The organism is Micromonospora sp. NBC_01412 (genome assembly GCF_045040215.1).
Lineage (GTDB): Bacteria > Actinomycetota > Actinomycetes > Mycobacteriales > Micromonosporaceae > Micromonospora > Micromonospora rubida.
Genome location: NZ_CP109528.1, coordinates 2,924,356 through 2,951,294, shown reverse-complemented (window position 1 = coordinate 2,951,294; position 26,939 = coordinate 2,924,356). Strand labels below are relative to the sequence as shown.

Sequence of the window (26,939 nt, the reverse complement as noted above, 5' to 3'; positions counted from 1 at the left end):
GGTCGCCCGGCGGGGCGTGGCCCGTCGGGCGGTTACCCTAGCCGCGCGCGAAAGTGCTCGATGGTGCGTCGGAGGCCGTCCTCGGGCGCCACGGACGGCTCGTATCCGAGCAGTTCACGGGCGAGGGTGAGGTCCGGCCGGCGCATCTCCGGGTCGTCGGCGGCCCGGGTGACGTACGTCACCTGCGACGTGCTTTCGGAGAGTGACACGATCAACTCGGCAAGTTGCCGCATGGTCAACTCGTGCTCGGTGCCGCAGTTGACCGGGCCGGTCTCGGTCGAGTCGAGCAGCAGCAGAATGCCGCGCACCAGGTCCTCGACGTAGCAGATCGACCGGGTCTGGTTGCCCGTGCCGTGCACCGTGATCGGCTCGCCGCGCAGCGCCTGGGAGATGAACGTCGGGATGGCCCGGCCGTCGTCCGGCCGCATCCGCGGGCCGTACGTGTTGAAGATCCGCACGATCGCGGCGTCCAGCCCCCGGTACCGGTGGTACGCCATCGTGGCCGCCTCGGAGAACCGCTTCGCCTCGTCGTAGACGCTGCGCACGCCGATCGGGTTGACGTTGCCCCAGTACGTCTCGCGCTGCGGGTGCTCCTTCGGGTCCCCGTACGCCTCGGAGGTGGAGGCCATCAGGAACCGGGCCCCGTCGGCGACCGCGCGGTCCAGCAGGTGCAGGGTGCCCACCGAGCCGACCCGGAGGATCTCCACCGGCAGGGTGGCGAAGTCCGTGGGGCTGGCCGGGGAGGCCATGTGCAGGATCGCGTCGAACCGCTCGGCCAGCGCCGGGTGGTGGGTCGGCAGCCCGTCCGAGATGTCCGCCTCGACGAGCGTGAAGGTCGGCTTCTCCAGCAGGTGGGCGACGTTGTCCTTGGAGCCGGTGACGAAGTTGTCCAGCACCACCACTGTGCAGCCGCGGGCGACGAGGGAGTCCACCAGGTGCGACGGCACGAAGCCGGCGCCGCCGGTGACGAGGACACGGTGACCGGGGCCGAAGCGCGGAGCAACCTTCATACGGCCAGCCTACAGAGGTGAGGAGGGGCCCCCGGCCAATGCCTCGGGCGTGGCGGGGGCCCCTCGACAGCTCGGCGGGTGCGGTGCCGAGCGGGTCCGACTCAGTGCGCGCCGGCGCCGGTGAGCGCCCGCACCTCCAGTTCCGCGTACTTCTCCTCGTCGTGCTCCTTCGAGATCACCGTGCCGATCCACCCGCACAGGAAGCCGAACGGGATGGAGAGGATGCCCGGGTTGGACAGCGGGAACCAGTGCCAGTCGTGGTCCGGGAACATCGAGGTCGGCGCCCCGGAGACCACCGGCGAGAAGAACACCAGCAGCACCGCGGCGAGCAGGCCGCCGTAGATCGACCAGACCGCGCCGGAGGTGTTGAACCGCCTCCAGAACAGGCTGTAGAGGATCGCCGGCAGGTTGCCCGAGGCGGCCACCGCGAACGCCAGCGCCACCAGGAAGGCCACGTTCAGGCTCTGCGCGTAGATCGACAGGGCGATCGACACCGCGCCGATGACCAGGGCCGAGAGCCGGGCCACCCGGACCTCCTGGCGTTCCGACGCCTGCCCCTTCTTGACCACGTTGGCGTAGAAGTCGTGCGCGAGGCTGGACGACGAGGCCAGGGTGAGCCCGGCGACCACCGCCAGGATGGTGGCGAAGGCGACCGCCGCGATGATCGCCAGCAGGGTCGCCCCGCCGAGGTCGCCGCCGAAGAACTCCCTGCCGAGGGCCTCGGCGAGCTGCGGCGCGGCAGTGTTGCCGGCCTTGTCCTGCGCGACGATGTCCTTGCCGCCGACCAGCGCCGCCGCGCCGAAGCCCAGGGCGAGGGTGAGCAGGTAGAACGCGCCGATGATGCCGATCGCCCAGAGCACGCTCTTGCGGGCCGCCTTCGCGGTCGGCACGGTGTAGAAGCGGATCAGGATGTGCGGCAGGCCGGCCGTGCCGAGCACCAGTGCGATGCCGAGCGAGAGCAGGTCGACCTTGTTGTAGAACGTCTGCGTGGCGTTTCCGGCCACCTCGACGCCGTACCGCAGGCCCGGTTCGAGGAAGGCGCTGCCCTTGCCGGAGGACGCGGCGGCGTCGCCGAGCAGCGCCGACAGGTTGAAGTTGTACTTCGCCAGCACCAGCAGGGTCATCACGAGCGCGCCGGTCATCAGCAGGAACGCCTTGACGATCTGGACGTACGTGGTGCCCTTCATGCCGCCGACGGTGACGTAGATGATCATCAGGGCGCCGACCATGATGATCGTGGCGATCTTGGCGGTGTCGGCGTCCATGCCGAGGAACGTGGTGCCGGGCTTGATGCCGAGCAGCAGCGCCACCAGCGCGCCCGCGCCGACCATCTGGGCCAGCAGGTAGAAGATCGACACGGTGATCGTGGAGACCGCCGCCGCCGTCCGGACCGGGCGCTGACGCATCCGGAACGCCAGCACGTCCGCCATCGTGTACCGGCCGGAGTTGCGCAGCAGTTCGGCGACGAGCAGCAGCGCCACCAGCCAGGCGACCAGGAAGCCGATCGAGTAGAGGAAGCCGTCGTAGCCGTACAGGGCGATGATGCCGGCGATGCCGAGGAACGACGCGGCCGACATGTAGTCGCCGCCGATCGCCATGCCGTTCTGGAAGCCGGAGAAGGACCGGCCACCGGCGTAGAAGTCGGTGGCCGTCTTGGTCTGCCGGCTGGCCCAGACGGTGATGGCGAGGGTGATCGCCACGAAGACCAGGAACAGGGTGATGGTCAGGTTGCGGGCGGTGCTGCCGCCCGCTTCAGCCGCGAGGACCGTGTTCACGGGTCACCTCCCCGATCTCGGTGCGGATCCGGTCGGCGACGGGGTCGAGCCGCCGGTCGGCGAATCGGGAGTAGAGCCAGGCGATGAGGAAAGTCGAGACGAACTGGAGCAGCCCGAAGACCAGGGCGACGTTGATGTGGCTGCCGAACAGCCGCGTGCCCATGAAGTCCCGTGCGTACGCGGACAGGATCACGTAGAGCGCGTACCAGAGGAAGAACGCGACGGTCATCGGGAAGACGAAGCCGCGCAGCGCGCGACGCAACCCGACGAACTCGTCCGACCGCTGCACGGCGAGGTACCGGTCAGCGGCGGACGCGGCCGAGGTCGCCGTCTCCGGCGCGGCCGGCGACGGCGCGTCCGGCGCGGGTGTGTCCGTGGACATCTGTGGATCACCACCTTCACAGGCGTGGGGAGTTTCGCGCACGGTAGGAACCGCGCCCCTCGCCCGGGAAGAGGTGGGCCGACCCTGGTCGCCCACTGCGCCGAACGGTCGCCTGCCTGCGCCAAGTGACCCACGTCACTCCGGTGACCGGCGGCCGGTGGTCAACGCCCACGTCGGTGGCGTGGCGACCTCCCCGCCCGAGTCGCCGACACGGCCCGGCCGCTCAGGTCAGCTCGTGGTACCGGCCCCGGTAGTGCAGGAGGGGGGTGGTCTCCTCGGTCAGGGTGACGGCCTCGATGGTGGCCTCGACCAGCAGCGCCCAGCCGTACTCGCGGGCGGTGTCGAGCCGGCAGCCGGCCCAGCCGCCGGCGTCGGCGGGGACCGGGCCGTACTCCGTGTCGGTCCAGCCGCCGGTGGCGAAGAGGCCGCCCGGCGACGGGAACAGGCCGGCGAACCGGTCGGCGAGCTGCCGGTGCGCCGGGCCCAGCGGCGCGACCGCGAACCGTCCCGCCTCCTCGACCGCCGCCCACAGGTCCGACTCCGGGTCGACCAGGCCGAGCAGCCGGTCCGGCTCACCCTCGGCGACCAGCGTGGACGACACCGTCAGGCCGGACGGCCCGGGCGCGGTCCAGAGCGTCACCGGAGCCGCGAGGCGGCCCCGCAGGCGACGGGCCGGGGACTTCTGCCCGGAGGGTATGGCGAACGGGTCGGTGTGGTGGATCTCGGCGCCCGGCTGATGATTCACGTGAAACATTGTGCCGCCCCGGGCGCGCGCCCAGCCCAGTTGCCCATGATCGTCTGCGGAGAACGGAGGACGACACGCCGCGTGCGTCTCATTTTCGGCAGACGATCAAGGAAACTCAGTCGTCGGTGGTGAGGGAGTGGCGGGCGGCAGCCAGGACCTCCGGGTCGGTGCAGCCGGCGGCGTACCCGGCGATCCGGCGGCGGATGTCCCGGGTCAGCAGCCACACCCCGATCCGGTCGGCGACCGGGCGCAGGAACGCCGGCCGACAGCGGAAGCTGTACCGCCAGGTGGCGACCGCCGTGCCCGGCTCCGGGCCGGGCGCGAACCGCCAGCCGCCCGCGAACATCTCGAAGAACCACGGGCCCCGGACCATCTTCATCCCGACGTGGCTCGGTGGGGCGAAGGAGACGTACTCGCTGACCATGGTCAGGCCGTGCCGGGACCGGGTGAACGTGCGCACGCCCTTGCCGGGGCGGGTCGCTCCGTCGGTGAAGTGCTGCTCGCGGACGAACGGGTCCCAGCGGTAGCGCACCGGTGCGACGGTCTGCGACACCGCGAAGGCCAGCTCGGGCGGCACCGGGACGGTGACCATTGACTCGACGACAGGCATCGGCCCATTGTGCTGCCACCCGCCAACTCACGCCTGAGGACGGCCGGCGGCGCGTGCGCGGGGGACTTATCGTGCCGGGCATGGCCCCAGTGACGCCGCAGAAGCTCGCCCAGACCCGCGTACTCGACGTCGACGCCCTGGCCCGCAACGAGGTGGACCTGCGGGCCTACCCCCACCGGCACCTCGCGCTGCTCGCCCGCCCCGGCATGACGAACAGCGGCGTCACCCGGCTGATGGAGGGCGTCGAGTACCTGTCCCAGTTCGGGTGGGAGCTGGTGAACGTCACCGACGTCAGCCGGAACCAGTTCCTCTACGCGTTCCTGCGCCGCCGCTGACCCGCGTTCCCACGCCGCCGCTGACGGTCACCGCCGGGCGGGGCGGGACATCAGCGGGGCGGGTCGTCAGCGGCGCGGGGTCACGGCCGTCAGCAGCTCGGGGGCCCGCCGGTCGAGCACGTCCCCGGCCAGGTAGGTCCCGAGCAGCGTGGCGCCCAGGCCGTACGCGAGGCCCAGCGGCAGGGCCAGCCAGAGCCAGACGTCGCCGAGCAGCGCCGCCGCGACCACCATCGGCACCGCGGCGACCGCCGAGCCGATCATCGACAGCAGGGTGAGGAGACCCTTCGCCAACCCGGCCCCGCTGTTCATCGCGAACGGGTTGCTCGTCTCCGGCAGCGAGTACGCCCCGAGCACCGAGATGAGCGCGTTGATCGCCAGCCCCACCCCGTACGAGGCGAGCAGGGTGCCGGCCAACAGGCCCAGCCACGCCGGCCGGCCCAGCACCACCGCCAGGACGACCGCGACGACGGCCAGGATCGGCAGCACGTACACCGAGAACGCCGCCGCCCGGGCGCGCAGCTCCAGCCGGCCCGGCACCCCGGCGACGACGTTCGCCGCGTACGCGCTGCCGTCGAAGCCGAACTGGTTGGCCAGGGTGACCGAGGCGAGCACCCCGACGAAGATCACCGAGAGGCTGGCCAGCACCGGTGAGGAGTTCGGGGCGGCGAACTCCATCCCGTCGGCGGTGGAGAAGCTCGCCCCGCCGAAGTTGACCATCACCGGCACGAAGATCCCGATCACCGCGATCGTGATCAGGTTGGCCCGCCGCCGGGCGTCCCGCCACCAGTAGCGGCACTCCCGGGCGACCAGCGCGCCGAACCGGTCCCGCCGGGCCCAGCCGAGAGCCCGGGGGAAGAGCTGCGCCACCGCGCCGCCGACCGGGCCGCGGCGGACCTTCGCCGTGCCCCCGCCGGCCGCCCCCACCATCGCCGACTCCAACGACCGGGACCACCACCACAGCAGCGCCCCGATGGCCGCCGCCGTGATCAGCAGCTTCAGCGGGGCCGCCCACGCCCGCCCCTCGGCCACGTCGATGCCGACCGTCCACGGGGCGCCGAACGGGGTCCAGCCGACGATGCGGGCCACCCCGGCCAGCCGGTCCCAGTCGGCCTGCCGCACGGCGGCCAGCACCAGGATCTGCAGCGGGCCCAGCAGCGCGGCGAGCACCGCCAACAGCACGGCCGCCAGGTCGCGTACCCTCCGCGACCGCAGCATCGTGGCGAACGCACTGGTCACCGCCCGGCTCGCGGCGACGCAGAGGAGCAGCCCGGCGGCCACCCCGACGGCCGCGACCAGCGCCGCCGCCCATCCGCCCAGCATGCCGGCGGTGAGCACCAGTCCGAGGGTCGCGATCAGCACCGCCACCGTCGGGACGCTGACCAGTGCGGCGGCGAACAGCCCGGTGACCAGGGTGCGCCGGGACAGCGGCAGCAGGGCGAACCGGGCCGGGTCGAGCGTCTCGTCCACGCCGAAGAAGACCAGCGGCAGCAGCAGCCAGCCGAGCACCAGCAGGCCCCCGCCGAACGCGGCGACCATCAGCGCGTACTTCGGCTCGCCGGCCAGCCCGGGGGCGGCCAGCAGGAAGAACCCGGTGGCGGCGAACCAGAGCCCGGCGACCACGCCGCCCACGAACATGGCGATCCGCCAGCCCTGGCCGCGGAAGTTGTTGCCCATCACCCGCAGCTTGAGCCGCACGAAGTGCCGGGCCGAGACCGGTCGGGCCCGCTCGGCGGGCGCGGTCACCGCGACAGCCACGCCAACTCCTCGCCCGTCGCGGTGCGCCCGCCGACCACCTCGACGAAAACGTCCTCCAGCGAGCGGTCGCCGCGCACCTCGGAGAGGGTGCCGACCTGCTTGATCGTCCCCTCGGCGAGGATCGCCACATGTGAGCAGAGTCGCTCCACGACCTCCATCACATGACTGGAGAAGACCACCGTCCCGCCGCCGACGACGTACCGGTGCAGGATGTCCCGGATCAGCGCCGCCGACACCGGGTCGACCGCCTCGAACGGCTCGTCGAGCACCAGCAGCCGGGGCCCGTGCAGCAGCGCACAGGCCAGGCCGATCTTCTTCTTCATGCCGGCGGAGTAGTCCACCACCAGGGTCCGGCCGGCGTCGCCGAGGGCGAGCACGTCGAGCAGCTCCGCCGCCCGCTGGTCGACCACCGCCGGGTCCATGCCGCGCAGCAGACCGTGGTACGCCAGCAGCTCCGCCCCGGTGAGCCGGTCGAACAGCCGTACGCCGTCCGGCATCACACCGAGGAGCTGCTTCGCCCGTACCGGGTCGGCCCACACGTCGTGCCCGAGCACCCACGCCCCGCCCGCGTCCGGGCGGAGCAGCCCGACCGCCATGGACAGGGTGGTGGTCTTGCCGGCGCCGTTCGGGCCGAGCAGCCCGTAGAACGAGCCGGCCGGGACGTCGAGGTCGACGTGGGCCACCGCCACCTTGCCGTCGAACCGCTTGGCGAGGCCACGCAGCGCGAGCGCGGGGTGCTCATCAGTCATGGTCCGACGGTATCCGGCCGGGACGAGTGATCGCTCCCGCCACGGGACGAGCCCGGCCTCCTCCCCTGGTAGGAGGGGGTCCGGCGCACGGCTGACCGGGCCGTCCAGGGGAAGCACACCCTCCCCCTCCACGGCGGGCGTCAGGAAGGGGACCTTCCCTCGGCGCGGAGCGCCTCGGGGGAGTGCAGGCGGAGCATGGTGCCGGCGACGTCGGCGGGGAGCCTGCGGCGGGTCGCCGTCGACACCGCGACCATGACCGTGAAGGCGAGCGGGACGGTCCAGGCGGCCGGCTGCGTGGTGAGTGTGGCCGGCCAGCCGGACAGCGGCGGCCCGAGCACCGTCAGCAGCACCGCCCCGACGGCCGCGCCGCCGCCCACCAGCACCCCGGCTGCGGCGCCCACGTCGGTCAGGCCGCGCCACCAGATGCCCAGCACCAGCAGCGGGCAGAAGCTGGACGCGGCGACCGCGAAGGCCAGCCCCACCACCTGGGAGACGTCCAGCCCCGAGACGTTCAGCGCGAGCACCGTCGGCACCCCGCCCGCGATCACCGTGGCCAGCCGGAAGCCGCGTACCGAGCCGCGCCCCAGCACGTCCGTGGAGATCACCCCGGCCACGCTGGTGAGCAGCCCGGACGAGGTGGACAGGAACGCGGCGAACGCCCCGGCGGCGACCAGCGCGGCGAGCAGCCGGCCGGTCGTGCCGTCCCCGAGCGCCGCCCCGGGCAGCAGCACCACCACCGCGTCCGTCTGCCCGGTGACCAGCAGTTGTGGGGTGTAGATCCGGCCCAGCACCCCGTACAGGGTGGGCAGCAGGTAGAACGCGCCCACCAGGGCCAGCACCACCAGGGTGGTGCGTCGGGCCGCCGCGCCGTCCGGGTTGGTATAGAACCGGACGAGCACGTGCGGCAGCCCCATGGTGCCCAGGAACGTGGCCAGGATCAGCGAGTACGTGGCGAACAGCCCCCGGTCGTCGTCCCCGGCGGTGTCCGGCAGCAGCCAGTCGGCGGCGTCGGTGGCCGTGCCGGAGACCTGCGGCACCGGGTCGCCGGCCGCGAAGTCGAGACGGTCGCCGGGGCGTACCTCGCGGGCGTCGCCGTCGGGGAGGGTGAGGGTCGCCCGGTGCTCGACCACGACGGTGGTCGCGGTCCGGAACGCCGGCCCGTCGGGCGGGGTCACCGCCGGGCGGGCGTCGGCCTGCCACTGCAACACCAGGAAGATCGCGGGTACGGCGAGCGCGGTGAGCTTCAGCCAGTACTGGAACGCCTGGACGAAGGTGATCGCGCGCATCCCGCCCAGCGCCACGTTCGCGGTGACCACCACCGCCACCAGCACCGCCCCGACCGGGTACGCCGCGCCGGTCAGCGTGGCCAGGGTCAGCCCCGCCCCCTGTAGCTGCGGCACCAGGTACAGCCAGCCGATGAAGATCACGAAGACGGTGGCCAGGGTGCGCAGCCGGCGCGAGCCGAGCCGCAGCTCGCAGAAGTCGGGCAGGGTGAACGCGCCGGAGCGGCGCAGCGGCGCGGCCACGAACAGCAGCAGCGCCAGGTAGCCGGCGGCGAAGCCGACCGGGTACCAGAGCACGTCCACGCCGTACTTGAGGATCAGCCCGGCCACGCCGAGGAAGCTCGCCGCCGACAGGTACTCCCCGCCGATCGCGGCGGCGTTCCAGGTCGGGCTGACCGAGCGGGAGGCGACCAGGAAGTCGGAGGTGGTCCGGGCCAGCCGCAGCCCGTAGAAGCCGATCCCGACGGTGACCAGGGTGACCGCGACGATCGCCGGGACGACGTACCCGTTGCCCATCTCAGCGCTCCGGCCGCTGGACCAGGTCGGTGAAGTCCTGCTCGTTGCGCTCCGCCAGCCGCACGTACGCCCAGCCGACCGTGATCAGGAACGGGAAGGACGCCACCCCCAGCAGCAGCCAGGGCAGGTTCACCCCGAACACGGTGACCCGGCCGACCGCCGGCGCGATGGCGAACAGCCAGGGCAGACCGCCCAGCCCGATCAGCACCACCAGGCTCAGCCGCAGCGCCAACGCGAGCTGGGCCCGGACCAGCCCTCGGACCAGCGCCTCACCCACCCGGGTCTGCTGGGTCAGCTCGGCCCGGGCCCGGTCCGCCCCGGGCTCCCGGCGGGACACCTCGGCCAGCACGACCCGGGTCCGGCCCGGCGCGACCGGCGTCCGGCCCGACGCCTCACTTCGGGTCACCGGGGCCCGGGGTGGCGGTACGGGATCGTCGGGTGCACCCACCCCGGCAGTCTCGCCCGATCGACGGGATTGTCAAGGGCGTTCGTGCGGTGGCCGTCCGTCGCACGGGGCCGCTGTCCATCGGGCCGTCCGCGGGTCGGGCCTCACCCTCGGCGGAAGGTGGGGCAGCTCAGGGCCGTCGTGCCTGTCGGCGACAGGTCCAGCAGGTCACGGGCCGCCGCCCGGCCCAGGTTAGCCGTCCGGACGTGGTCGACCGGCAGCTCGATGGCGATGTACCGCAGCGCGCAGGAGCGCAGCGGCTCGGGCAGCCGGTCCAGCGCCGGCACCGCGTCGGCGGAGAGCCGGGAGGCGTACTGCACGTCGATCATTCCGGTCAGCCGGTACCGGTCGACGTTGCGCTCGGCGATCAGCCGGTCCGGGTTGAGGGCCGCCAACCCGAGCAGGGCGAGCACCGCCGTACCCACCACCAGCTGCGGCAGCCAGCCGGCCCGCAGTCGCACCACGGCCACGCCGACCAGTACGAACAGCGCCCCGAGCCACAGCTCGACGGCGGCCACCATCAGCCGCAGCCGGGTCGCCCCGTACGCGTCGGCGTACACCTGCATCCGGTACAGCGCCGAGACGACCACGACCAGGCTGAGCGCGGTGAGCGTGCCGAGCAGGAGCCGGAACAGGAGCCGGTCGGCTCGGGTGGCCCGGGGCGCCCAACGGGTGGCTCCGGCGATCACCAGCAGGGTGAGGGCGGCGACCGCGAGCAGCTGCCAGAAGCCGCCGCGGCCGTACTGGGCGTAGCTGAGGCCGGCGGTGCGTCGCACGTGGGCGGAGCCGCCGAACAGCACGGTGAGCTGTACCAGCACGAACGCGGCGAACAGCGCGTCGAGCAGGGCCAGCGGCACCACCCACTCCAGCCGGCGCACGGGCCGGGCCGGGGCGGCCCGCAGCCCGCCCAGGTCGGCGGGCGCCGCCAGCAGGTACGCCGCGCCGAGCAGGCCAGCGCCGATCAGCGCGCAGCGGAACAGCCAGCCGATCGTCGCGCCCACCGACACCTCGGGCAGCAGGCCCGTCACCAGGTCGGCGAAGGCCGCGTCGGCCGAGGAGAAGAGCAGGCCGAAGACGAGCAGCAGCGCCACCGAGGCGGCGACGGTGGCGAGGCCGCGCCCGACCGTCGACCCGCCGGGGCCGGACCGGGGCAGCCCACGTCCCGCCCAGGGGAGCGCCCGGAACGGGGCCGCCGGGGTGATCCAGGCGGCCGTGAGCATGCCCAGCGGCGTCCGGCCACCCGCCACGGCGAGGATGCCGGTGACCACGGCGGCGAGCAGGCAGAGCACGAAGAGCCAGCCGGCCGCGCGGACGTACCCGACCGAGACGAGCGCGATGGTGGCGACGGCCCAGACCAGCCGGTCCGGTGCCCACCTCGGGACCCGGCCCTCCGCCCGATCCGCGGCCCGATCCGCAGCCCGGCCCGGGGCCTGGTCCGCCGCCCGCCCCGGCGCCCCCGTGGCGTCGGGACGGCCGGCGGACCCGGCAGCCGCCCCGGTTCGGGCGGTCGTCTCGGGGGAGACGTCGGTGCCGGCAGCCACCTCCGGACGGACCATCGTGCCGGGCGGTGGATCGGACGCCGGGCCGGGCGTCGAGCCGTCCGGTGCGGGATCCCGGCGTCCCGTGGCGGCCGTGACGAGCGCGGCGGTCGCGGCGAGCACCGCCACCAGCCAGCCGAGCCCGGGGCGGTCGAAGGGGACGAAGAACGCCGCCACCCCGGCGGCCACGGCCACCGCGCCGAGCACCACGGGCCGGGCCGGCCCGTTCGGCCCGGGCCATCGCCGCTCGAAGAAGGACGGCGGCCGGGGCCGCACTCCTGCCTGTGGCGGTATCCCCGTCTGCGGCCATACTCCTGCCTGTGGCGGCACTCCTGCCCGGGGGGCTCCGGGGGCGGCCTGCCCCCCGCCGTCCGTCAGCACGGCCTGCTGCCCGGTTCCGGCCGCCTCCTTCCCGTCGATCATGGGCTCGCGGTGGAATACGTTTGCTGATTTGTCGCTCATGTCGGGCACCGCAACTCCTTGATCGACGCCGAGGGGAGAGGAAGGAAGGGAAGAGAGGAAGGTCAGGGGTGCGTGGGGTGGGGGAGGGACACCCGGATGCGGCAGCCGGGGTGGGAGCTCGGGTGGGGCAGGCCGGAATCCAGGACGGCGATGGCACCGCCGTGCAGCTCCACCACCCAGCGCGCGATCGCCAGGCCCAGCCCGGTCCCACCGCCCGGCGACCGGTCGCCCCGGGTGAACCGCTCGAACACCCGGGAGCGTTCGGCTACCGGGATGCCCTCGCCCTCGTCGGTGACCTCGAAGTGCAGGTGGCCGTCCCGCTCCTCCGCGCTGACCAGCACCGTTCCGCCCGCCGGGCTGTGCCGGGCGGCGTTGTCCAGCAGGTTTGCGAAGACCTGGTGCAGCCGTGCCGGGTCCGCGTACACGGTCAGCGGGGCCGGCAGCGGGTCGAGCCGGAAGCGGACGTCCCGCCCGACCCCGGCGGCGGTCGCCGCCGCGTGTTCCACGGCCTCGTCGAGGAATTCGGCGACGTCGATCTGCGTCCGGCGCAGCGGCACCACCCCGGCGTCCAGCCGGGACAGGTCGAGCAGGTCGGCGACGAGGTGGCTGAGCCGCTCGGTCTGGGCCAGCGCGGTGCGCAGCGCGGCCGGTTCGGTCGGGGCGACGCCGTCGACCAGGTTCTCCAGCACCCCCCGCAGCGCGGTGATCGGCGTACGCAGCTCGTGCGAGACGTTCGCGATCAGCTCCCGCCGGCGCTGGTCGGCCGCGGCGAGGTCGGCGGCCATCTTGTTGAACGCGTGGGCCAGCTCGCCGACCTCGTCACGGGAGGTGGCCCGGACCCGCCGGGAGTAGTCGCCCCGGGCCATCGCCCCGGCCGCTGCGGTCATCTCCCGCAGCGGCGAGGTCATCCCGTGCGCGAGCACCTGCGAGGTGAGCAGGGCCAGGCCGATCGCCGTCGCCGAGGTCATCGGGGGCAGCCAGCCGATGGCGTACCAGAAGTAGGACAGGCCGGCGGCGCCCGAGATGACCAGCAGGACGCCCAGCTTCACCTTGATCGAGCGGACCGGGTCGAGCGGCCGGGGCAGCACCCGGTTCAGCCACGTCACGAGGCGCTCGGTCACGACTGTGTCTCCAGCGCGTAGCCGACGCCGTGCACGGTGCGGATCAGGTCCGCGCCGAGCTTGCGGCGCAGTGCCTTCACGTGGCTGTCGACCGTCCGGGTGCCGCCGCCTTCCGCCCAGCCCCACACGTCGGCGAGCAGCCGCTCCCGGGGCAGCACCGCGCGCGGCCGGCCGGCGAGGTGCACCAACAGGTCGTACTCGGTGGGGGTCAGGTGCACCTCGACGCCGTCGCGCAGCACCCGGCGCTCGGCCTGGTTGATCTCGACGTGGCCGACCGCCAGCGTGGCGGGCCCGGCGGCAGCCGCCCGCTCGACCCGGCGCAGCAGCACGTGTACCCGGGCGGCCAGCTCCCGCATCGAGAACGGCTTGGTGAGGTAGTCGTCCGCCCCGACGGCCAGCCCCACGAGCAGGTCGGTCTCGTCGTCGCGGGCGGTCAGCATGAGGACGGGCACCGGCCGGTCGCCCTGGATCCGCCGGCACACCTCCAGGCCGTCGAAGCCCGGCAGCATGACGTCGAGGACGACGAGATCGGGCCGCCACGTCCGGAACCGGTCCACGGCGGTGGGCCCGTCCCCGGCGATCTCCACCGTGAAGCCCTCGGCCCGCAGCCGGGTGGCGACCGACTCGGCGATCGTCCGCTCGTCCTCGACCACCAGCACCCTGCGTTCCCTCATGGGATGTGACTGTAGGCAGGGGCCGTGGAGAACGGTGGGGCGCGTTGTGAACAACCTGTGGAGAACTCTCCACACCCTGTGGATAACCCGGTGGAAAACGCGGATCGGGGCCGGTGGTAGCGCGCCACCGGCCCCGCGACGTGCCCCGCTCAGCTCGTCGGGACGACCAGGTCCACGGCGAGCGTGCCGGTCGCCGGCACGGTGAACAACGCCAGCCTGCGGACGCCGTCCTCGCCGGTCGCGAGATACCGGCCCGAGTATTCGTCCTCCGCGTCGCCGAAGGTCGCCTCGTAGGAGAGGAAGATTCGCTGCGTGCCGGTCACCGGCATGGTGAACTGGCCGTCGGAGAGCAGGCTGAAGCCCGCCACGTCCCCGGTGGCCGCGCTGTGGGCGACCACCTGGCCGTCGCGGAACGCCACGCCGCCGGGGTTGGTGAACGTGCCGGTGACCGTGCTGCCCCGGCGCATGGTGGTGTCGTGGGTGGCGGTGCCGCCCCCGGTCACCGTCACCGGGGTGGCGGTGAACCGGCTGACCGCCTGCCCCGACCAGTGGGTGGCGTACGTCTTGCCGCCGAACACCAGCGGCCAGGCGTACGGCCCGAGCCGTTCCAGGCTGTACCGACCGTCGTCGTCGGTCGTCGCGTCGGTCGCGCCCAGCGAGGGGTTACCGGTCAGCACGGAGACGTCGATCCCTTTGACGGGCTCGCCGGTCACCGCGTCGGTCACCGTGCCGTCGACCCGGCCGGCCCGGTCCAGCCGGACCTGCGGCCCGTCGGCGACCGAGCCCACGGTCGCGCTGACCGTCGCCGCCTCCCGCTCGTCACCGGTGCCGCCCGTGGCGCCCACCCACTGCCGGCCGTACGCCGACTCGCCGATGGAGGAGACGAACAGCCGGTAGTTTCCGCCCACGAGCGGCCCGATCCGGATGTCCCCGGCGCGGTCACTGCACCTGCTGGGGCTGTCGACCAACTCGGCCTGCTTGTTCAGGAAGGCGTCCACGCAGACCCCTGACACCGGCCTGCCGGTGGCCCCGTCGACGACGGTGGTGGCGATCACGGCCCCGGGACGCAGTTTCGGGGCGACCGTCGTGGTCTGGTTGGCGATCACCCGGACATCGAGGAGTTGGCGGGAGTAGTACGACCGGTCCGGGTCGTACAGCAAGAGGTCGTGCCGGCCCTGCGGCAGGCCCGTGATGGTGACGTGGCCGGTGCCTCGGCTGCACGTCTCCTCGGACTCCACGCAGAAGTCGGTCACCGGCGCGCCGGTGACCGAGTTCACCGCGGAGATCCGCACGGACCCGGTGCCGAGCAGGCTGTCCTCGATGGTGGTTTGCTGCCCGCCCCGCACCACCACCACGTCGGCGCTCTCGTGGTCGAGCTTGCCCCGGTAGTACTGCTGCCGGGAACCGGCGGTGAAGCCCACCTTGTAGGAGCCGGCGAGCAGCGTCGGGACCGCGAAGGCCCCCGTCGCGTCGGTTTGCGCGTCGACCCCGCTCCACCAGTTGACGGTGTTCACCGAGACGTCGACGGAGGCCAGCGGCTCGCCCGACGCGGTGGTGAACCGGCCGGAGAGGCTGCCGGTCGGCAGCACCGTGTCGTCGACCACGGTGTCCGCGTCGGCGCCGACCTGGAACCGGCCGGCGTCATCCCGGTCGAGCTTGCCCGGCACGTACTGCGTCTGGGAGGAGCCCTCGACGGGCTCGAAGGCGAGATTATAGGTGCCGGGCAGGACGCTCATGCTGTACCGCCCGTCCTCATCGGTCCGCCCGCCGCCCCACCTGTAGGTGTCCACCTCGGTGGCGTTGACGAGGAGGTCGACGACCGGTTGACCCGCCGCGTCGGTGATCCGCCCGCTGAGGGAACCGAGCGCCAGGAGTTGATCGTCGGCCCTGGCGGTCCCGCCAGCGGTGACCATCACCTCCTCGGCGTCCGACAGGTTCGTCGTCTGCCGGTAGTACTGGTCGGGGCCGGGCGAGAAGAACATGACCGTGTACCGGCCGGGGACCAGCCCGGTGACGGTCCAGTCGCCGGCGCTGTCGGTGCGGGCCCCGCCGACGTGCTCGTACTTGCCGCTGGGGTAGATCACGAGACCGATTTCGGCGGCAGCGGCTCCGCTGCTGGTGGTCAGCCGCCCGCTGATCGTGCCGGTCTCCGCCGCCAGCGCCGGGGTCGCCCCGGATAGCACGACGGCACCGACGACGACGCCCACGAGGGCGGCGCGACGTATGGGGGGAAGGCGCATCTGCGTCCAAACGTGAGGGGGTGGGGGCGGTCCACGGCAGGCTCCGCCCGCACCGACCCTGCCCCCGTGCCGGAATCGGTAGCAGCAGGATAGGCGAGCGACGATCGATGCGTCATCGGGAAAAGCGTCGCCGGTGGCGTGACTGCGCCGTGACTCCTACGTCTGGTCGAGTCGGGACGGCGGCCGGCGCTTCAGCCCAGGCCGATCCGTTCCGGGCGGGCGGAGGCGGAGCCGAGCCAGGTGTGCGGGTTGCCGTGCCAGCACCAGCCGAGCTTCGGCGCGCCCTGGCTGATCCACAACGCGGGGACCCGGCGGTCGCCGCACCTCGACCCGACCAGCGAGAAGCACCGGTTGCTCGCCAGCGCGGCCGGGAACTGGGTGACGAGGGCGATCCCCTCGTCGATGGTGATCGGCAGTCGGCCGACGGCCGCCATCGCGTCCACGGCGGCGGCGGGCGTCACGTTGCGGAACTCCTCCCCCCGGTCGACGTCGAAGAGCAGGTACGCCGGCCCAGTCGGTAGGCCCAGCTCCTTGACCGGCTCGAACCTCGGCAGGTCGGCGAGGGGGAAGTTCTTGTCGATGAAGCCGGGCCTGCGCTTGCCGGCGAGGGTGGTCAGCGCGAGGCGGTCCGGCACGGGCACCAGGTCGCGGGTGATCACGAGCAGGAACGGCACCCGCGCCTCGGTCGGCGGCGGCAGCTCGGCCGCGCCGGCCACGGCGGCGGCCCGCAGCGGCGCGACCAGCTCGGTGAACCGGTCGACGGTCCAGCCGGCGAGGGCCGGGTAGCCGAGGCGGACGAGGTTGGCGCCCTGCCGGTCGAACTCGGCGCCGGGGTCGAAGCCCCCGGGTTCGATGACGGCGGTTCGGTCCAGGTCGGTGGTGCGGTCCGTGTCGGTGGTGCGGTCCATGACGGTCACGGTGGCCTCCCGGGAGTCGTACGTATACCGTACAACGTACGGCGGCGTTTCGGTTGTTCCCGGCTCAGCGGTTCCAGTCCTGCTTGGTCGCGCGGACCAGCTTGTCCTTCAGCTCCCTGGTGTGCCGCCGGCTCACCGGCAGTTCCGTGCCGTCGAGCACCACGACGTAGCCGGAGTTGACCAGGCGCAGCTCGGCGATCAGCTTCAACTGCACCAGGTACGACCGGTGGATGCGCACGAATCCCGCGTCCGCCCAGCGCTCGGCGAGGGTGGCCAGCGAGACCCGGACCAGGTGCGAACCGTCGGCGGTGTGCAGCCGGGCGTAGTCGCCCTGCGCCTCCACCCAGCGCACCGCCGAGCGGGGCAGCATCCGGGTGGTGCCGGCCAGCTCGACCGGGATCGTCGGGTCCTCCTCCGCCCGCGCGAGGGCCGCCGGGTGCGTCGGCACGACCCGGGAGCCGACCACCCGGCGCAGCGACTCGGCCAACCGCTCGGCCCGTACCGGCTTGCGCACGTAGTCCGTCGCGCCCAGGTCGAAGGCGTCCGCCGCGCCGTCGTCGTACGCGGTGACGAAGACGATCGCCGGGGGCCGGGCGAAACGGCGCAGCACCCTGGCCAGTTCCATGCCGTCCAGCCCGGGCATCCGGATGTCCAGGAAGACCACGTCCACGTCGCCGTCGCGGAGCACCCGCAGCGCCTCCGTGGCGTCCCCGGCCGTGTGCAGCCGGGCCACCCGGGGGTCGGCCCGCAGGTGGTACGCCAGCTCGTCCAGCGCCGGCGGCTCGTCGTCGACCGCCAGCACCCGGAGGAAGGCGCCGGTGGCCAGGCCGGCGGGGCCGGGCCGCTCGCTCACGAGCCCGCCCGCACGCCGGGGTGGAACTTCGGCACCCGCATGCTCACCTTCGTGCCGGAGCCGAGGCCGGTCTCGACGACCAGGCCGAACCGGTCCCCGAAGGCCGAGCGGAGCCGCTCGTCGACGTTGGAGAGCCCGACGTGCTGGCCCGGGTCGTCGGTCGGGTCGCTGCCGGCCCCGGCCAGCTCGGCGATCCCGGCGGTCAGCGTCGTCGGGTCCATGCCCACTCCGTCGTCCTCCACCGTGATGTGACACTCGGCACCCGCGTCCCGGGCCTCGATGCTCACCATGCCGGTGCCGGGCTTGCGGGACAACCCGTGCCGGACGGCGTTCTCCACCAGCGGCTGGAGGCACAGGAACGGCAGCGTCACCGGCAGCACCTCCGGGGCGATCTGCAACCGGACCTGGAGCCGGTCGCCGAACCGGGCCCGCTCGATGGTCAGGTACCGGTCGATCGAGCGCAGCTCCTCGGCCAGGGTGGTGAACTCGCCGTGCGCGCGGAACGAGTACCGGGTGAACTCGGCGAACTCCAGGATCAGCTCCCGGGCCCGCTCCGGGTCGGTCCGGACGAACGAGCCGATCGCGGTCAGCGCGTTGTAGATGAAGTGCGGGCTGATCTGGGCGCGCAGCGCGCGCACCTCGGCCCTGGCCAGCCGCTCCCGGGAGGCGTCCAGCTCGGCCAGGGCGAGCTGGTTGCCGGCCCAGTGCGCGGTCTCCAGGGTGGCCTGCACCAGCCCCGGCGCGGGCGGGCCGTCGGCGACCGCGACCAGCGCCCCGACCACCCGGCCGTCGGCGCGCAACGGGGCGACCACCGCGCCCCGGACCGGGCAGTCGACCCGGTCGCAGTGCAGCTCCGGCTCCCCCAGCACGGTCGACCGCCCGCCGGACACCGCCCGCCGGGCCGCCGCGACGAGCTGGTCGGTGTGGTGCGTCCCGCGCCCGTCGAGGGCGAGCAGGGCCTCCCGGTCCGTCAGGGCCAGCCCGGCCGCCCCGACCAGGGCCCGCAGGTGGCGTACGGCCTTCGCCGCGCCCGCCGCGCTCAGGCCGGCCCGCAGCGGCTCGGCGGCCAGCCCGGCGGTGTGCAGCACCTCGTAGGTGGCCCGCTGGGTGGCGGTGGCGATGCCCCGCCGGGCGCGCAGCCGGACCACCGCGTACAGCGCCGCGGCCAGCGCGGTGCCGAGCGAGACCACGCCGACGACGGCCGATATGTTGCCACCCACGCAGCGATCCTGGCCTGTCCCGCCTGCTACGCCAAGCCCGTCAGTACGCGCCCTTGCTCGCCAGCACCACGCCCACCGTGCGCCACAGGATGCTCAGGTCGTACGCCAGGGACCAGTTGTCGACGTAGTAGAGGTCCAGTCGGACCGATTCGTCCCAGGACAGGTCGGAGCGGCCGGAGACCTGCCACAGCCCGGTCATGCCCGGCCGGACCAGCAGCCGGCGGCGCACGTCACCGAGGAAGTCGCCGTCGTCGGCGGGGAGCGGGCGCGGACCGACCAGGGACATCTCGCCCCAGAGCACGTTGATCAACTGGGGCAGCTCGTCGAGGGAGGAGGCCCGCAGGAAGCGGCCCACCGGGAAGACCCGGGGATCCTGCTTCATCTTGAACAGCATGCCGTCGGTCTCGTTCTGGTCGACCAGGCCGGCCAGCCGGTCCTCGGCGTCGACGTACATGGTGCGGAACTTCCACACCCGGAACGTGCGGCCCTCGTGGCCGACCCGGGGCTGGCGGAAGAAGACCGGGCCGGGGTCGGAGAGCCGGATCGCGACCCCGACGGCCAGGAAGACCGGGGCGAGCAGCAGCAGGCCGAGCCCGGCGGCGACCCGGTCCATCAGGTTCTTGACCAGCAGCGCCGGGCCCGACAGCGTCGGCTCCTCGACGTGCAGCAGCGGCAGCCCCTCGATCGGGCGGATGTGCACCCGGGGGCCGGCGATGTCGGTGAGCTGGGGGGCCACCACCAGGTCGACGCCGGAGCCCTCAAGCTGCCAGGCCAGCCGGCGCAGCTCGCCCGGCTCCGCGCTGGCCGAGCCGCAGACCGCGATCGTGTCGCCGCCGACCTCCCGGACCAGGGCGAGGACGTCCCGGCCGGCGTACACCGGGACCGGGGTCTGCATGCCCCGGGCGGCGGCGTACCCGTCGGTGATGTGGATGGCCACCGGCATGAGCCCGGCGCTCGGGTTGCGGGTGACCGCCGTGTAGACCTCCAGGCACTCCGGGAGCGTGCCCACCAGCACCATCCGGTGCGCGGCCTGGCCGGCCCGGCGGCGGACCGTGTGCAGCGTGAACCGGGCCAGGATCCGGCCGAGCAGGGTCAGCACCAATGCCCCGAGCAGGGCGAAACCGACGGTGAACCGCGACAGGTCGGTCTTGGTGGCGAAGGCGATGAAGGAGACCGTGGCGGCCACCGCCACCCCGGCCCGGATGACCCGCTTGAACTCGTCCGGCCCGAGGCCCAGGTATCGCCGGTCGTAGGCCCGGTTGCCCCAGAGGCTGACCAGCCAGCCGAGCGGCAGCAGCACGAACGCCACCGTGTAGAACCAGGTCGGGTCTTCCTGCGCCTTGTAGAAGCCCGCCCGCGCCTGCCCGAAGGCCTCCTGGGCGATCCAGTCGGCCAGCACCACGGCGGCGAAGTCGATCAGCAGGAGGGCGACGGTGTAGGGGCGGTGCCAGCGGGAGACGCGTCGGCGGGCCCGGGCCCAGGCCGACCGAGGCACGCCGTTGTGTGACGGCGGTGTCGGCGGCTGGATCTCGAAGCTGTCCACGTGCCGCACGAGTTCGCTCCGGCCTTCGTTGGTTACCGGGCGCTGGAGGCTTGTCGTCACCTCACCCATGTCCTCCCGCATGACGCGCGCCGCTCACTCGCAGTGAGGGCTCGGGTCGCCCACCGTTCAGTTTCCCACGCGGGGCCCGCACCGGACGTAGACCCTAGGGACTTCTCGCCCGGTGTGCCGCGTGGGATCCGGCCGGCTCCACCTCAGGTGCGAAAGCCGGGGACCGAGCCACTATACCGATGGATGGCGGCCCCGGTAGAGGCGCGGACCGGGAGGATCGGCGCTCGCCCGGCGATTCCACTCCGTAACCACCCTGCGCCATCACTCACCGTACGAGGCGAGACAACCGACGGTCAGCGAGTGGCTTGCCGCCGGTCTGACAGGTGGGGCAGTACTGGAGGCTGGAATCGGCGAACGAGACCTCCCGCACGGTATCGCCGCAGATGGGACAGGGCAGCCCCGTCCGGGCGTGCACGGTCAGCCCGGACCGCTTCTCGCCCTTCAACTCCGCAGCCTTTTGTCCCAGTGAGCGGGACACCGCGTCGCCCAGCACCCGGCCGGTCGCCTCGTGCAGGGCGGCGACCTGCTCGTCGGTCAGCCGGTCGGACAGCGCGAACGGGGACAGCCGCGCGGCGTGCAGGATCTCGTCGGAGTACGCGTTGCCCACCCCGGCCAGCACCGTCTGGTCGGTCAGCACCCCCTTGACCTGCCCCCGCCGGCTGCGCAGCCGGCCGGCGAAGGTGGCCAGGCCGGCGGCGAGCGCGTCCGGGCCGAGCTTCGCCACCCCGGGCACCGCCGCCGGGTCCGTGACCAGGTACGCGGCCAGCTTCTTCTGGGTGCCCGCCTCGGTCAGGTCGAAGCCGGAGCCGTCGTCGAGCCGGACCCGCAGGGCGATCGGCCCCTTGCCGGGGCGCAACGGCCCGCCGGAGGGGAACGACTCCCGGTAGTGCAGCCAGCCCGCCCGGGCCAGGTGCACCACCAGGTGCAGGTCGTCGCCGAGGACCACGGCGAGGAACTTGCCGTACCGCCGGGCGTCGGTCACCGTACGGCCCGACACGGCGGCCGGCGCCGGCTCGTACGTCTTCAGGGCGCTGATCGCGGCGACCTCGACCCGGTCGACGCGCCGCCCGACGGCGCGCTCCCGCAGGTAGCCGGCGAGCGCTTCCACCTCGGGAAGTTCAGGCATCAGCCAACGGTAGCCTTCTTTCCCGTGAGAGTCGTGGTGGCGCACAACCGGTACCGGGAGGCTCAGCCCTCCGGCGAGAACACGATCGTCGACGCGGAGATCGCCCAGCTCGCGGCGGCCGGGGTCGAGGTGCTGCCGTTCCTGCGCAGCTCCGACGAGATCCCGACCATGCCGAGGACGGCCAAGGCGCTGCTGCCGGTCTCCCCGATCTACGCCCCCCGGGCCCAGCAGGAGCTGAGCCGGCTGATCACCGAGCACCGGCCGGACGTGTTGCACCTGCACAACCCGTACCCGCTGCTCTCGCCCTGGGTGGTGCGGACCGCGCACAAGCACGGCGTGCCGGTGGTGCAGACGGTGCACAACTACCGGCAGGTCTGTTCCTCCGGGCTGTACTTCCGGGACGGCATGATCTGCCAGGACTGCCGGGGGCGGACGCTCGGCGTGCCGGCGATCGTGCACCGCTGCTACCGGGGGTCGCGGGCGCAGAGCGCGCTGATGGCGACCACGCTGGCCGTGCACCGGGGCACCTGGAAGTCGGTGGACCGGTTCGTCGCGCTCACCTCGGCGGTCGCCGACCACCTGCGCGACTACGGCGTCCCGGCGGACCGGATCGTGGTGAAGCCGAACGGCATCCCCGACCCGGGCGCGCCCGCGCCGCTCGGCGACGGCTTCCTCTACATGGCGCGGCTCTCCCCGGAGAAGGGGCTGGGCCTGCTGCTGGACGCCTGGCGGCGGCATGCCGACGGATCGCTCGGCCCGCTGCGCATCGCCGGGGACGGCGAGCTGCGCCCGCTGGCCGAGGCCGCCGCCGCCGAACGCGCCGACGTGACGTACCTCGGCTCGCTGGACCGCGCCGGGGTGCGCGCGGCAATCGAGGCCAGCGCGGTGATCATCGCCGCCTCCACCTGGCACGACGTGCTGCCCACGGTGATCATCGAGGCGCTGGCCAGTGGGCGGCCAGTGCTCGGCACCGCCCTCGGCGGCATCCCGTACCTGCTCGGCGCGGACGCCCCGCGCGAGCCCGCCGGCACCGGCCCGGCGGCCGTCGCCACCGCCGCGCCGGGGGAGGGCCGCGTCGCGCTGCCCACCGGCGTGGAGGTGGGCGAGGCGGGCTGGGTGGTGGCCCCGGAGCCGGCCGCGATGGCCGCCGCGCTGCCGGTGGCCCGCGCGGGCGCGGCGCGGCTCGCCCCGGCCGCCCGGGCCCGCTACGACCGCACCTTCCACCCCGACGTGGTCACGCGGCAGCTCATCGACGTGTACGCCTCCCTCGTCCGACCGCCCCGCTAAGTCACCTCGCTCGCGGGGGCGGCGGTGTCTCGGACGGAGTCGGGGGGACGTATGAGCGTGGTGACGGTGGAGGGGCTGCCGCCCTTCGAAGTGATCGACGCGCCGCAGGGCATCCGGTGCTGGGGGACGGACGCGCCGGCAGTGCGCTGGGCCAACGGGCGGGAGGTGCGCGTCTACGTGGTGCGGGAGCGCGGCGAGCCGGACTTCCCGGAGGGCATCGATCCCGGCCTGATCCGCGGCGTCGTGCAGAACCTCGACGGGTACGTACACGCGGCGCTGGCCTACCTGCGGGCCTCGCTGCTGGCGGACCCGGGGCTCTTCGGGCTGAGGATGGACGACGTGGCGGCGTACGAGGCGTCGGAGCCGCATGAACTGCCGCTGTCGGAGCCGGAACTGACGTTCCGCACCGGCGACGAGTGGGATCTGCGGTTCGCGGAGGGCAGCATGCCGATCTGCGACCCGTACGGGATCATCGTCACGTTCGACCGGGACCGGCCGGTGCGGGTGGAGGACCTCAGCGAGGCCGAGGACGCCTAGCCGGGGCCGTTGTCGTCCTGGTGGAGCTGCTCCGGGCGTAACTACCGGACCGCAGGCTGGTGCTCGATCTTCGCGCTCACGCCGGACACCTCGAACGGGCGGGCTCCGGTGAGCATGTCCTCATACCTGCGGTCGTCGCGCAGCGTCCGCTCGTAGTAGGCGGTCAGATACGCCACCGCGAACGCGCGCTGACTCTCCTCGTTCGGCCGGTTCGGGTCCTCCGGGCAGTCGCTGTCGTCGCTGGAGCCGAACTCGCCGCTGGACGGCGACCACACGGTGTTGAAGAAGTTGTGGTTGCCGGCCTGGACCGACGCGGTGTAGACGGGAACCTGGTTGAGGCCCCGGACCCGCTCGTAGTATTCCTCGCCGCCGCGCCAGCAGGTGGCGCCGAGCACAGTGAAGGGGATCTTGGTGACCAGCACGTCGCCCGGCGTTTCCTCGAAGTAGACGGAGGCGACAGCGGCCACGGCCCGGACCGTCACGCCGGCCGGCCAGTCGCCGCGGTGCTTGTCGGACGCCTGCCACATCACGCCCTGCCCGGCGACTGAGTGGCCCATGGTGCCGACCCGGCTCAGGTCGACCCGGCCGTGGAAGTCGACCGGGTCCTTCGCGCCGGTGTCCGGGTTGCGGAACTTCCCGGCGAGCGGTCCGTCGCCGTTCGCGGAGAGCCGCTGCCACATCGCCAGGTGCCGGTTGATCAGCCTGGCCCGCTGCGGCGCGGTGCCCACCCCCGCGTTGATTCCGTTGGCGCTGAGCGACACCACGACGAAGCCGCGCCCTGCGAGCGCCTCGCCGAGGTAGTCGTAACCTCGGTAGCTCGGCACGGGCTGCACGCCGGGCGGGCACGGCCAGCCGGTGTCCTCGTCGGTCGCGCACGCGTACTGCTGGCCGTGCAGCTGCACGATCAGCGGCGCCCGCCCGCGCAGCCCCTTCGGGTAGTGCACGACGGCCGTCAGCTCGCTGGTGCCCGGCCAGTCCGGCCGGTCGGTGAAGGCGGAGTCGCCCAGGCGGTACTCGGCGACGCCGACCTGGTGGTGCACGGACGCCTCGGCCTCGTGGCCTTGCCAACGTACGGAGGCGACCGCCGCGCCGGCCAGGAGGGCCGCCGCCGCAGTCACCAGGGCGATCCGGCGTTTACCGCTCGTGAGCATCGATACTCCCGTCGTGGGTGTGTGGAAGATGGAGAGTGAAGACAGCGCCGGAGCCGGGTGCTCCGGAGACGGTCGCCGTGCCGCCGTGCGCCTCGGCGATTTTGCGGACGATGGCGAGGCCGAGACCGCTGCCACCGGTCTGCCGGCTGCGCGACTTCTCCGCGCGCCAGAAACGCTCGAAGACCAGGGCCCGCTCGTCCTCCGGGATTCCCGGCCCGGTGTCGGACACCGCGACGACCACCCGCTCCCCCTCCGTCCGGGAGGAGAGGGTGATCCGGCCGCCGGGGGGTGTGTGCCGGATCGCGTTGGTGACCAGGTTGCCGACCGCCTGCCGGAGCCGGATGGGGTCGGCGGTGAGGGTGCCGGGCATCGCGGCAACCGCCAGCGCCACCCCGGCGCGTTCGGCTGCGGGGGCGAAGGCATCCGCGACGGCGTGCAGCAGCTCCGGCACCTCGATGCGATGTGGGTACAGCCGCAGCTCTCCCGCGTCTGCCGCGGAGAGGTCCTGTAGGTCGTCGATGACGTGCTGGAGCAGCATCGCCTCCTCCAGCAGCGAGGTGACCAGCTCCCGGTCCAACGCGACGACGCCGTCCTCGGCGGCCTCCAGCCAGCCACGAATGTTGGTCACCGGTGTACGCATCTCGTGCGCGATGTCGCCGACCATGTCCCGGCGCAGCTCCTCGACGTGCCGGCGCTGCTCGGCCATGGCGTTGAAGGCGTCGCCGAGCCGGGCGATCTCATCGCGGCCGGTGACCTCGACCCGGGCCGTGGTGTCGCCATCGCGCATCCGGCCGGCGGCGGCGGTGAGCGCGTGCAGCGGCCGAACCAGGCGCATGCCGACCAACACCGTGACGCTGACCGCGACGAGCAGCACCAGCCCGGCCACCCCGAAGATCCGCAGCCGGTTGGCGGGCGACAGGTCAAAGCCGCCGACGGGTGCCGGGGTGCCCGGCTGGGTGACGAAGAGCAGCGCGGGCGGGGCGACGTAGCCGGCGAGCTGGTCGCGCCGGGCCGTGGAGAGGCAGCCGTTCACGGCGACGCGATAGTCGCGGGTGACACCGTTGAGGCCGGTGCGGCCGAGCGGCGTCCACACCCCGTCCAGGCCGGCCCGGACCGGCGGCAGCAGTTGCCGTCCCAGGCAGGCGTTGACCAGGTCGTCGAGCTGATCCAGCGCCGTGCGCTCGGTCGCGGTCGGCCTGGCCAGCCGGTCGAGTTCTTCCTGGCACCGCTGGTACAGGCTGGGGTCGGTGCCGAGCGCTTCGATCCGGGGCCGCCCGCTCGGCGTCATGTCGATGTCCACGTCGCCGACCGGCCGGTGCTCCTCCGGCGCGCCCTGCGGCCTCGGCGGCGCGGCGACCGGCGGTTCCTCCGGCTTGGTCGGCCCGTTGAGGCAGGAACGGACGCGCTCGGCGTCCGCCCGCAGCGCGGCCCGCTCGGCGTCCGGCAGCCGGTACGGCCCGACCGCCCGCGCGTCGATACCGTCCGCCGCCGCCGTCCCCGCCAGGCCGGTTTCGACGCCGAGTGGGTCGACGGCCGCGGAGGCACGCTCCGGCAGCGCGCCTGCGGCGGAGGCGGCCAGCGGCGTACGGTCCCGATCGGTGATCACGATCCGGCGCCCGGTGGTGGCCGCGAGCGAGCCGACGAGGGGCAGCACGTCCGCCCAGTCCTGATGGGTGGCGGCGTGGCCGAGCAGCGCGTCGTAGATCTTGGCGTCGTCCGCGAGCGCTTGGCCGCGCTCCTCCTCGATGGCCTGGGTCGTGTCGCGCACGGCCAGCCAGGCGGTCGCGGTGATCGACAGAACGGTCACCACCACGGAGACGGCGAGCAGCCGGACCAGCAGGCTGCTGCGCCGACGGCGCTCAGCCATCGGCCATCTTGTAGCCGATGCCGTACACGGTCAGCAGCCGGACCGGTTGGCGCGGGTCCGGCTCGATCTTGCGGCGCAGGTTCATGATGTGCACGTCGACGGTGCGACCGGTGATGTACGAGTCGATACCGTGCAGCCGGCGCAGCAGCTGATCGCGGGTGAAGACCCGGCCTGGCTCTGCGGCGAACGTCTTGAGCAGGTGGAACTCCCCCGGCGTACAGACGATCGGGGTTCCTGCGACGGAAACCTCGTGGCGTACGGGATCGAGCACGAGGTCGCCCACTCGCAGCGACGGCTCGGCCGGCGGGGCTGCCGCAGTCCGGGTCCGGCGCAGCAGCGTCCGGACCCGCGCGGCCAGCTCGCGCGGACTGTACGGCTTGGTCAGGTAGTCGTCGGCGCCCAGGTCCAGGCCGAGCAGCAGGTCGTCCTCGGTGCTGCGGGCGGTGACCATGAGCACCGGCAGGTCCGAGTCGCGGCGCAGGATGCGGCAGACGTCGAGCCCGTCGACCCGTGGCATCATCACGTCCAGAATTAGCAGATCGGGCGGCCGGCGGCGGACCTCGTCCAGCGCCGCCCGGCCGTCCGCGACCACGGCCACGGTGTGGCCCTCGTACTCCAGGTAACGCCGGAGCAGCTCGGCCTGTTGGGGTCGTCCTCGGCGATCAGCAGGTACGCCTTCACGGCGGCGAGTCTAGGTGCGTGTGGCCGACGAAGACGGCGGCGAACAGG

Annotated in this window: 23 protein-coding genes and 1 pseudogene; 3 read left to right on the top strand and 21 right to left on the bottom strand. The window is 73.3% G+C overall.

The genetic code is table 11. The features are described from left to right. Positions 1-32: 32 nt before the first annotated feature. The 5 genes and pseudogenes from OG617_RS13490 to OG617_RS13470 form a co-directional block, all read right to left on the bottom strand. A complete protein-coding gene (locus OG617_RS13490; RefSeq protein WP_405101794.1) occupies positions 33-1,010 on the bottom strand; it encodes an NAD-dependent epimerase/dehydratase family protein in 978 nt (325 codons plus the stop codon). Positions 1,011-1,111: 101 nt separating this feature from the next. Further along, positions 1,112-2,785: a cation acetate symporter gene (locus OG617_RS13485; protein ID WP_405101792.1), complete on the bottom strand. Its 1,674-nt coding sequence runs from the start codon at positions 2,783-2,785 to the stop codon at positions 1,112-1,114. Then, on the bottom strand, positions 2,763-3,167 hold the full coding sequence (locus OG617_RS13480; RefSeq protein WP_396676752.1) for a DUF485 domain-containing protein: 405 nt from the start codon (positions 3,165-3,167) through the stop codon (positions 2,763-2,765). Before OG617_RS13480 ends, OG617_RS13485 begins: the two co-directional genes overlap by 23 nt. A gap of 223 nt (positions 3,168-3,390) precedes the next feature. Beyond that, positions 3,391-3,945, bottom strand: a pseudogene (locus OG617_RS13475) (flavin reductase family protein); the annotation flags it as partial. An 82-nt stretch (positions 3,946-4,027) separates the two neighbouring features. Continuing rightward, positions 4,028-4,522, bottom strand: a complete 495-nt coding sequence (locus tag OG617_RS13470) for an SRPBCC family protein (protein ID WP_405101789.1) — start codon at positions 4,520-4,522, stop codon at positions 4,028-4,030. Positions 4,523-4,602: 80 nt separating this feature from the next. On the opposite strand from OG617_RS13470, the gene OG617_RS13465 reads away from it, so the two are divergent. Then, positions 4,603-4,857, top strand: coding sequence for a hypothetical protein (locus OG617_RS13465; protein WP_161688624.1), 255 nt, complete (start codon positions 4,603-4,605; stop codon positions 4,855-4,857). Between the two features lie 66 nt (positions 4,858-4,923). Here OG617_RS13465 and OG617_RS13460 read toward each other — a convergent pair whose 3' ends face one another. The 13 genes from OG617_RS13460 to OG617_RS13400 form a co-directional block, all read right to left on the bottom strand. Next, a complete protein-coding gene (locus OG617_RS13460; RefSeq protein WP_405101787.1) occupies positions 4,924-6,612 on the bottom strand; it encodes an ABC transporter permease in 1,689 nt (562 codons plus the stop codon). Continuing rightward, positions 6,597-7,361: an ABC transporter ATP-binding protein gene (locus tag OG617_RS13455; RefSeq protein WP_396676756.1), complete on the bottom strand. Its 765-nt coding sequence runs from the start codon at positions 7,359-7,361 to the stop codon at positions 6,597-6,599. Before OG617_RS13455 ends, OG617_RS13460 begins: the two co-directional genes overlap by 16 nt. Before the next feature lie 140 nt (positions 7,362-7,501). After that, positions 7,502-9,160, bottom strand: a complete 1,659-nt coding sequence (locus OG617_RS13450; RefSeq protein WP_405101784.1) for a cation acetate symporter — start codon at positions 9,158-9,160, stop codon at positions 7,502-7,504. 1 nt (position 9,161) lies between these two features. Further along, positions 9,162-9,566, bottom strand: coding sequence for a hypothetical protein (locus OG617_RS13445; protein WP_405101782.1), 405 nt, complete (start codon positions 9,564-9,566; stop codon positions 9,162-9,164). A 143-nt stretch (positions 9,567-9,709) separates the two neighbouring features. Next, positions 9,710-11,566: a DUF4153 domain-containing protein gene (locus tag OG617_RS13440; RefSeq protein ID WP_405101780.1), complete on the bottom strand. Its 1,857-nt coding sequence runs from the start codon at positions 11,564-11,566 to the stop codon at positions 9,710-9,712. 101 nt (positions 11,567-11,667) lie between these two features. Then, positions 11,668-12,726 (bottom strand): ATP-binding protein, encoded by a 1,059-nt coding sequence (locus OG617_RS13435; RefSeq protein ID WP_405101778.1) that lies wholly within the window; start codon positions 12,724-12,726, stop codon positions 11,668-11,670. After that, a complete protein-coding gene (locus OG617_RS13430) occupies positions 12,723-13,400 on the bottom strand; it encodes a response regulator transcription factor (RefSeq protein ID WP_405101776.1) in 678 nt (225 codons plus the stop codon). The genes OG617_RS13435 and OG617_RS13430 overlap by 4 nt, the downstream gene beginning before the upstream one ends. A gap of 149 nt (positions 13,401-13,549) precedes the next feature. Then, the gene (locus tag OG617_RS13425; protein WP_405101774.1) at positions 13,550-15,640 is read right to left on the bottom strand and encodes a carboxypeptidase-like regulatory domain-containing protein; all 2,091 of its coding nucleotides are present in this window, start codon (positions 15,638-15,640) and stop codon (positions 13,550-13,552) included. Between the two features lie 191 nt (positions 15,641-15,831). Then, entirely contained in the window at positions 15,832-16,548 is a 717-nt protein-coding gene (locus OG617_RS13420; protein WP_405103676.1) for a DUF5701 family protein, read from the bottom strand. A 73-nt stretch (positions 16,549-16,621) separates the two neighbouring features. After that, on the bottom strand, positions 16,622-17,383 hold the full coding sequence (locus tag OG617_RS13415) for a LytR/AlgR family response regulator transcription factor (RefSeq protein ID WP_405103674.1): 762 nt from the start codon (positions 17,381-17,383) through the stop codon (positions 16,622-16,624). Between the two features lie 23 nt (positions 17,384-17,406). Next, positions 17,407-18,630 (bottom strand): sensor histidine kinase, encoded by a 1,224-nt coding sequence (locus OG617_RS13410; protein WP_405101772.1) that lies wholly within the window; start codon positions 18,628-18,630, stop codon positions 17,407-17,409. Positions 18,631-18,670: 40 nt separating this feature from the next. Next, a complete protein-coding gene (locus tag OG617_RS13405) occupies positions 18,671-20,242 on the bottom strand; it encodes a sugar transferase (RefSeq protein WP_405103672.1) in 1,572 nt (523 codons plus the stop codon). Positions 20,243-20,507: 265 nt separating this feature from the next. Further along, on the bottom strand, positions 20,508-21,368 hold the full coding sequence (locus OG617_RS13400; protein ID WP_405101770.1) for an Fpg/Nei family DNA glycosylase: 861 nt from the start codon (positions 21,366-21,368) through the stop codon (positions 20,508-20,510). 24 nt (positions 21,369-21,392) lie between these two features. On the opposite strand from OG617_RS13400, the gene OG617_RS13395 reads away from it, so the two are divergent. Both OG617_RS13395 and OG617_RS13390 read left to right on the top strand, forming a co-directional pair. Next, positions 21,393-22,655: a glycosyltransferase gene (locus tag OG617_RS13395; protein ID WP_405101768.1), complete on the top strand. Its 1,263-nt coding sequence runs from the start codon at positions 21,393-21,395 to the stop codon at positions 22,653-22,655. A 51-nt stretch (positions 22,656-22,706) separates the two neighbouring features. Further along, on the top strand, positions 22,707-23,192 hold the full coding sequence (locus OG617_RS13390; RefSeq protein ID WP_405101766.1) for a hypothetical protein: 486 nt from the start codon (positions 22,707-22,709) through the stop codon (positions 23,190-23,192). 41 nt (positions 23,193-23,233) lie between these two features. Here OG617_RS13390 and OG617_RS13385 read toward each other — a convergent pair whose 3' ends face one another. From OG617_RS13385 to OG617_RS13375, 3 genes are read right to left on the bottom strand one after another with little or no spacing between them, the layout of a single operon-like run. Beyond that, entirely contained in the window at positions 23,234-24,343 is a 1,110-nt protein-coding gene (locus OG617_RS13385) for a hypothetical protein (protein ID WP_405101764.1), read from the bottom strand. After that, on the bottom strand, positions 24,327-26,210 hold the full coding sequence (locus tag OG617_RS13380; protein WP_405101762.1) for a sensor histidine kinase: 1,884 nt from the start codon (positions 26,208-26,210) through the stop codon (positions 24,327-24,329). Before OG617_RS13380 ends, OG617_RS13385 begins: the two co-directional genes overlap by 17 nt. Then, a complete protein-coding gene (locus tag OG617_RS13375) occupies positions 26,203-26,808 on the bottom strand; it encodes a winged helix-turn-helix domain-containing protein (RefSeq protein ID WP_405101760.1) in 606 nt (201 codons plus the stop codon). Before OG617_RS13375 ends, OG617_RS13380 begins: the two co-directional genes overlap by 8 nt. Positions 26,809-26,939 lie beyond the last annotated feature (131 nt).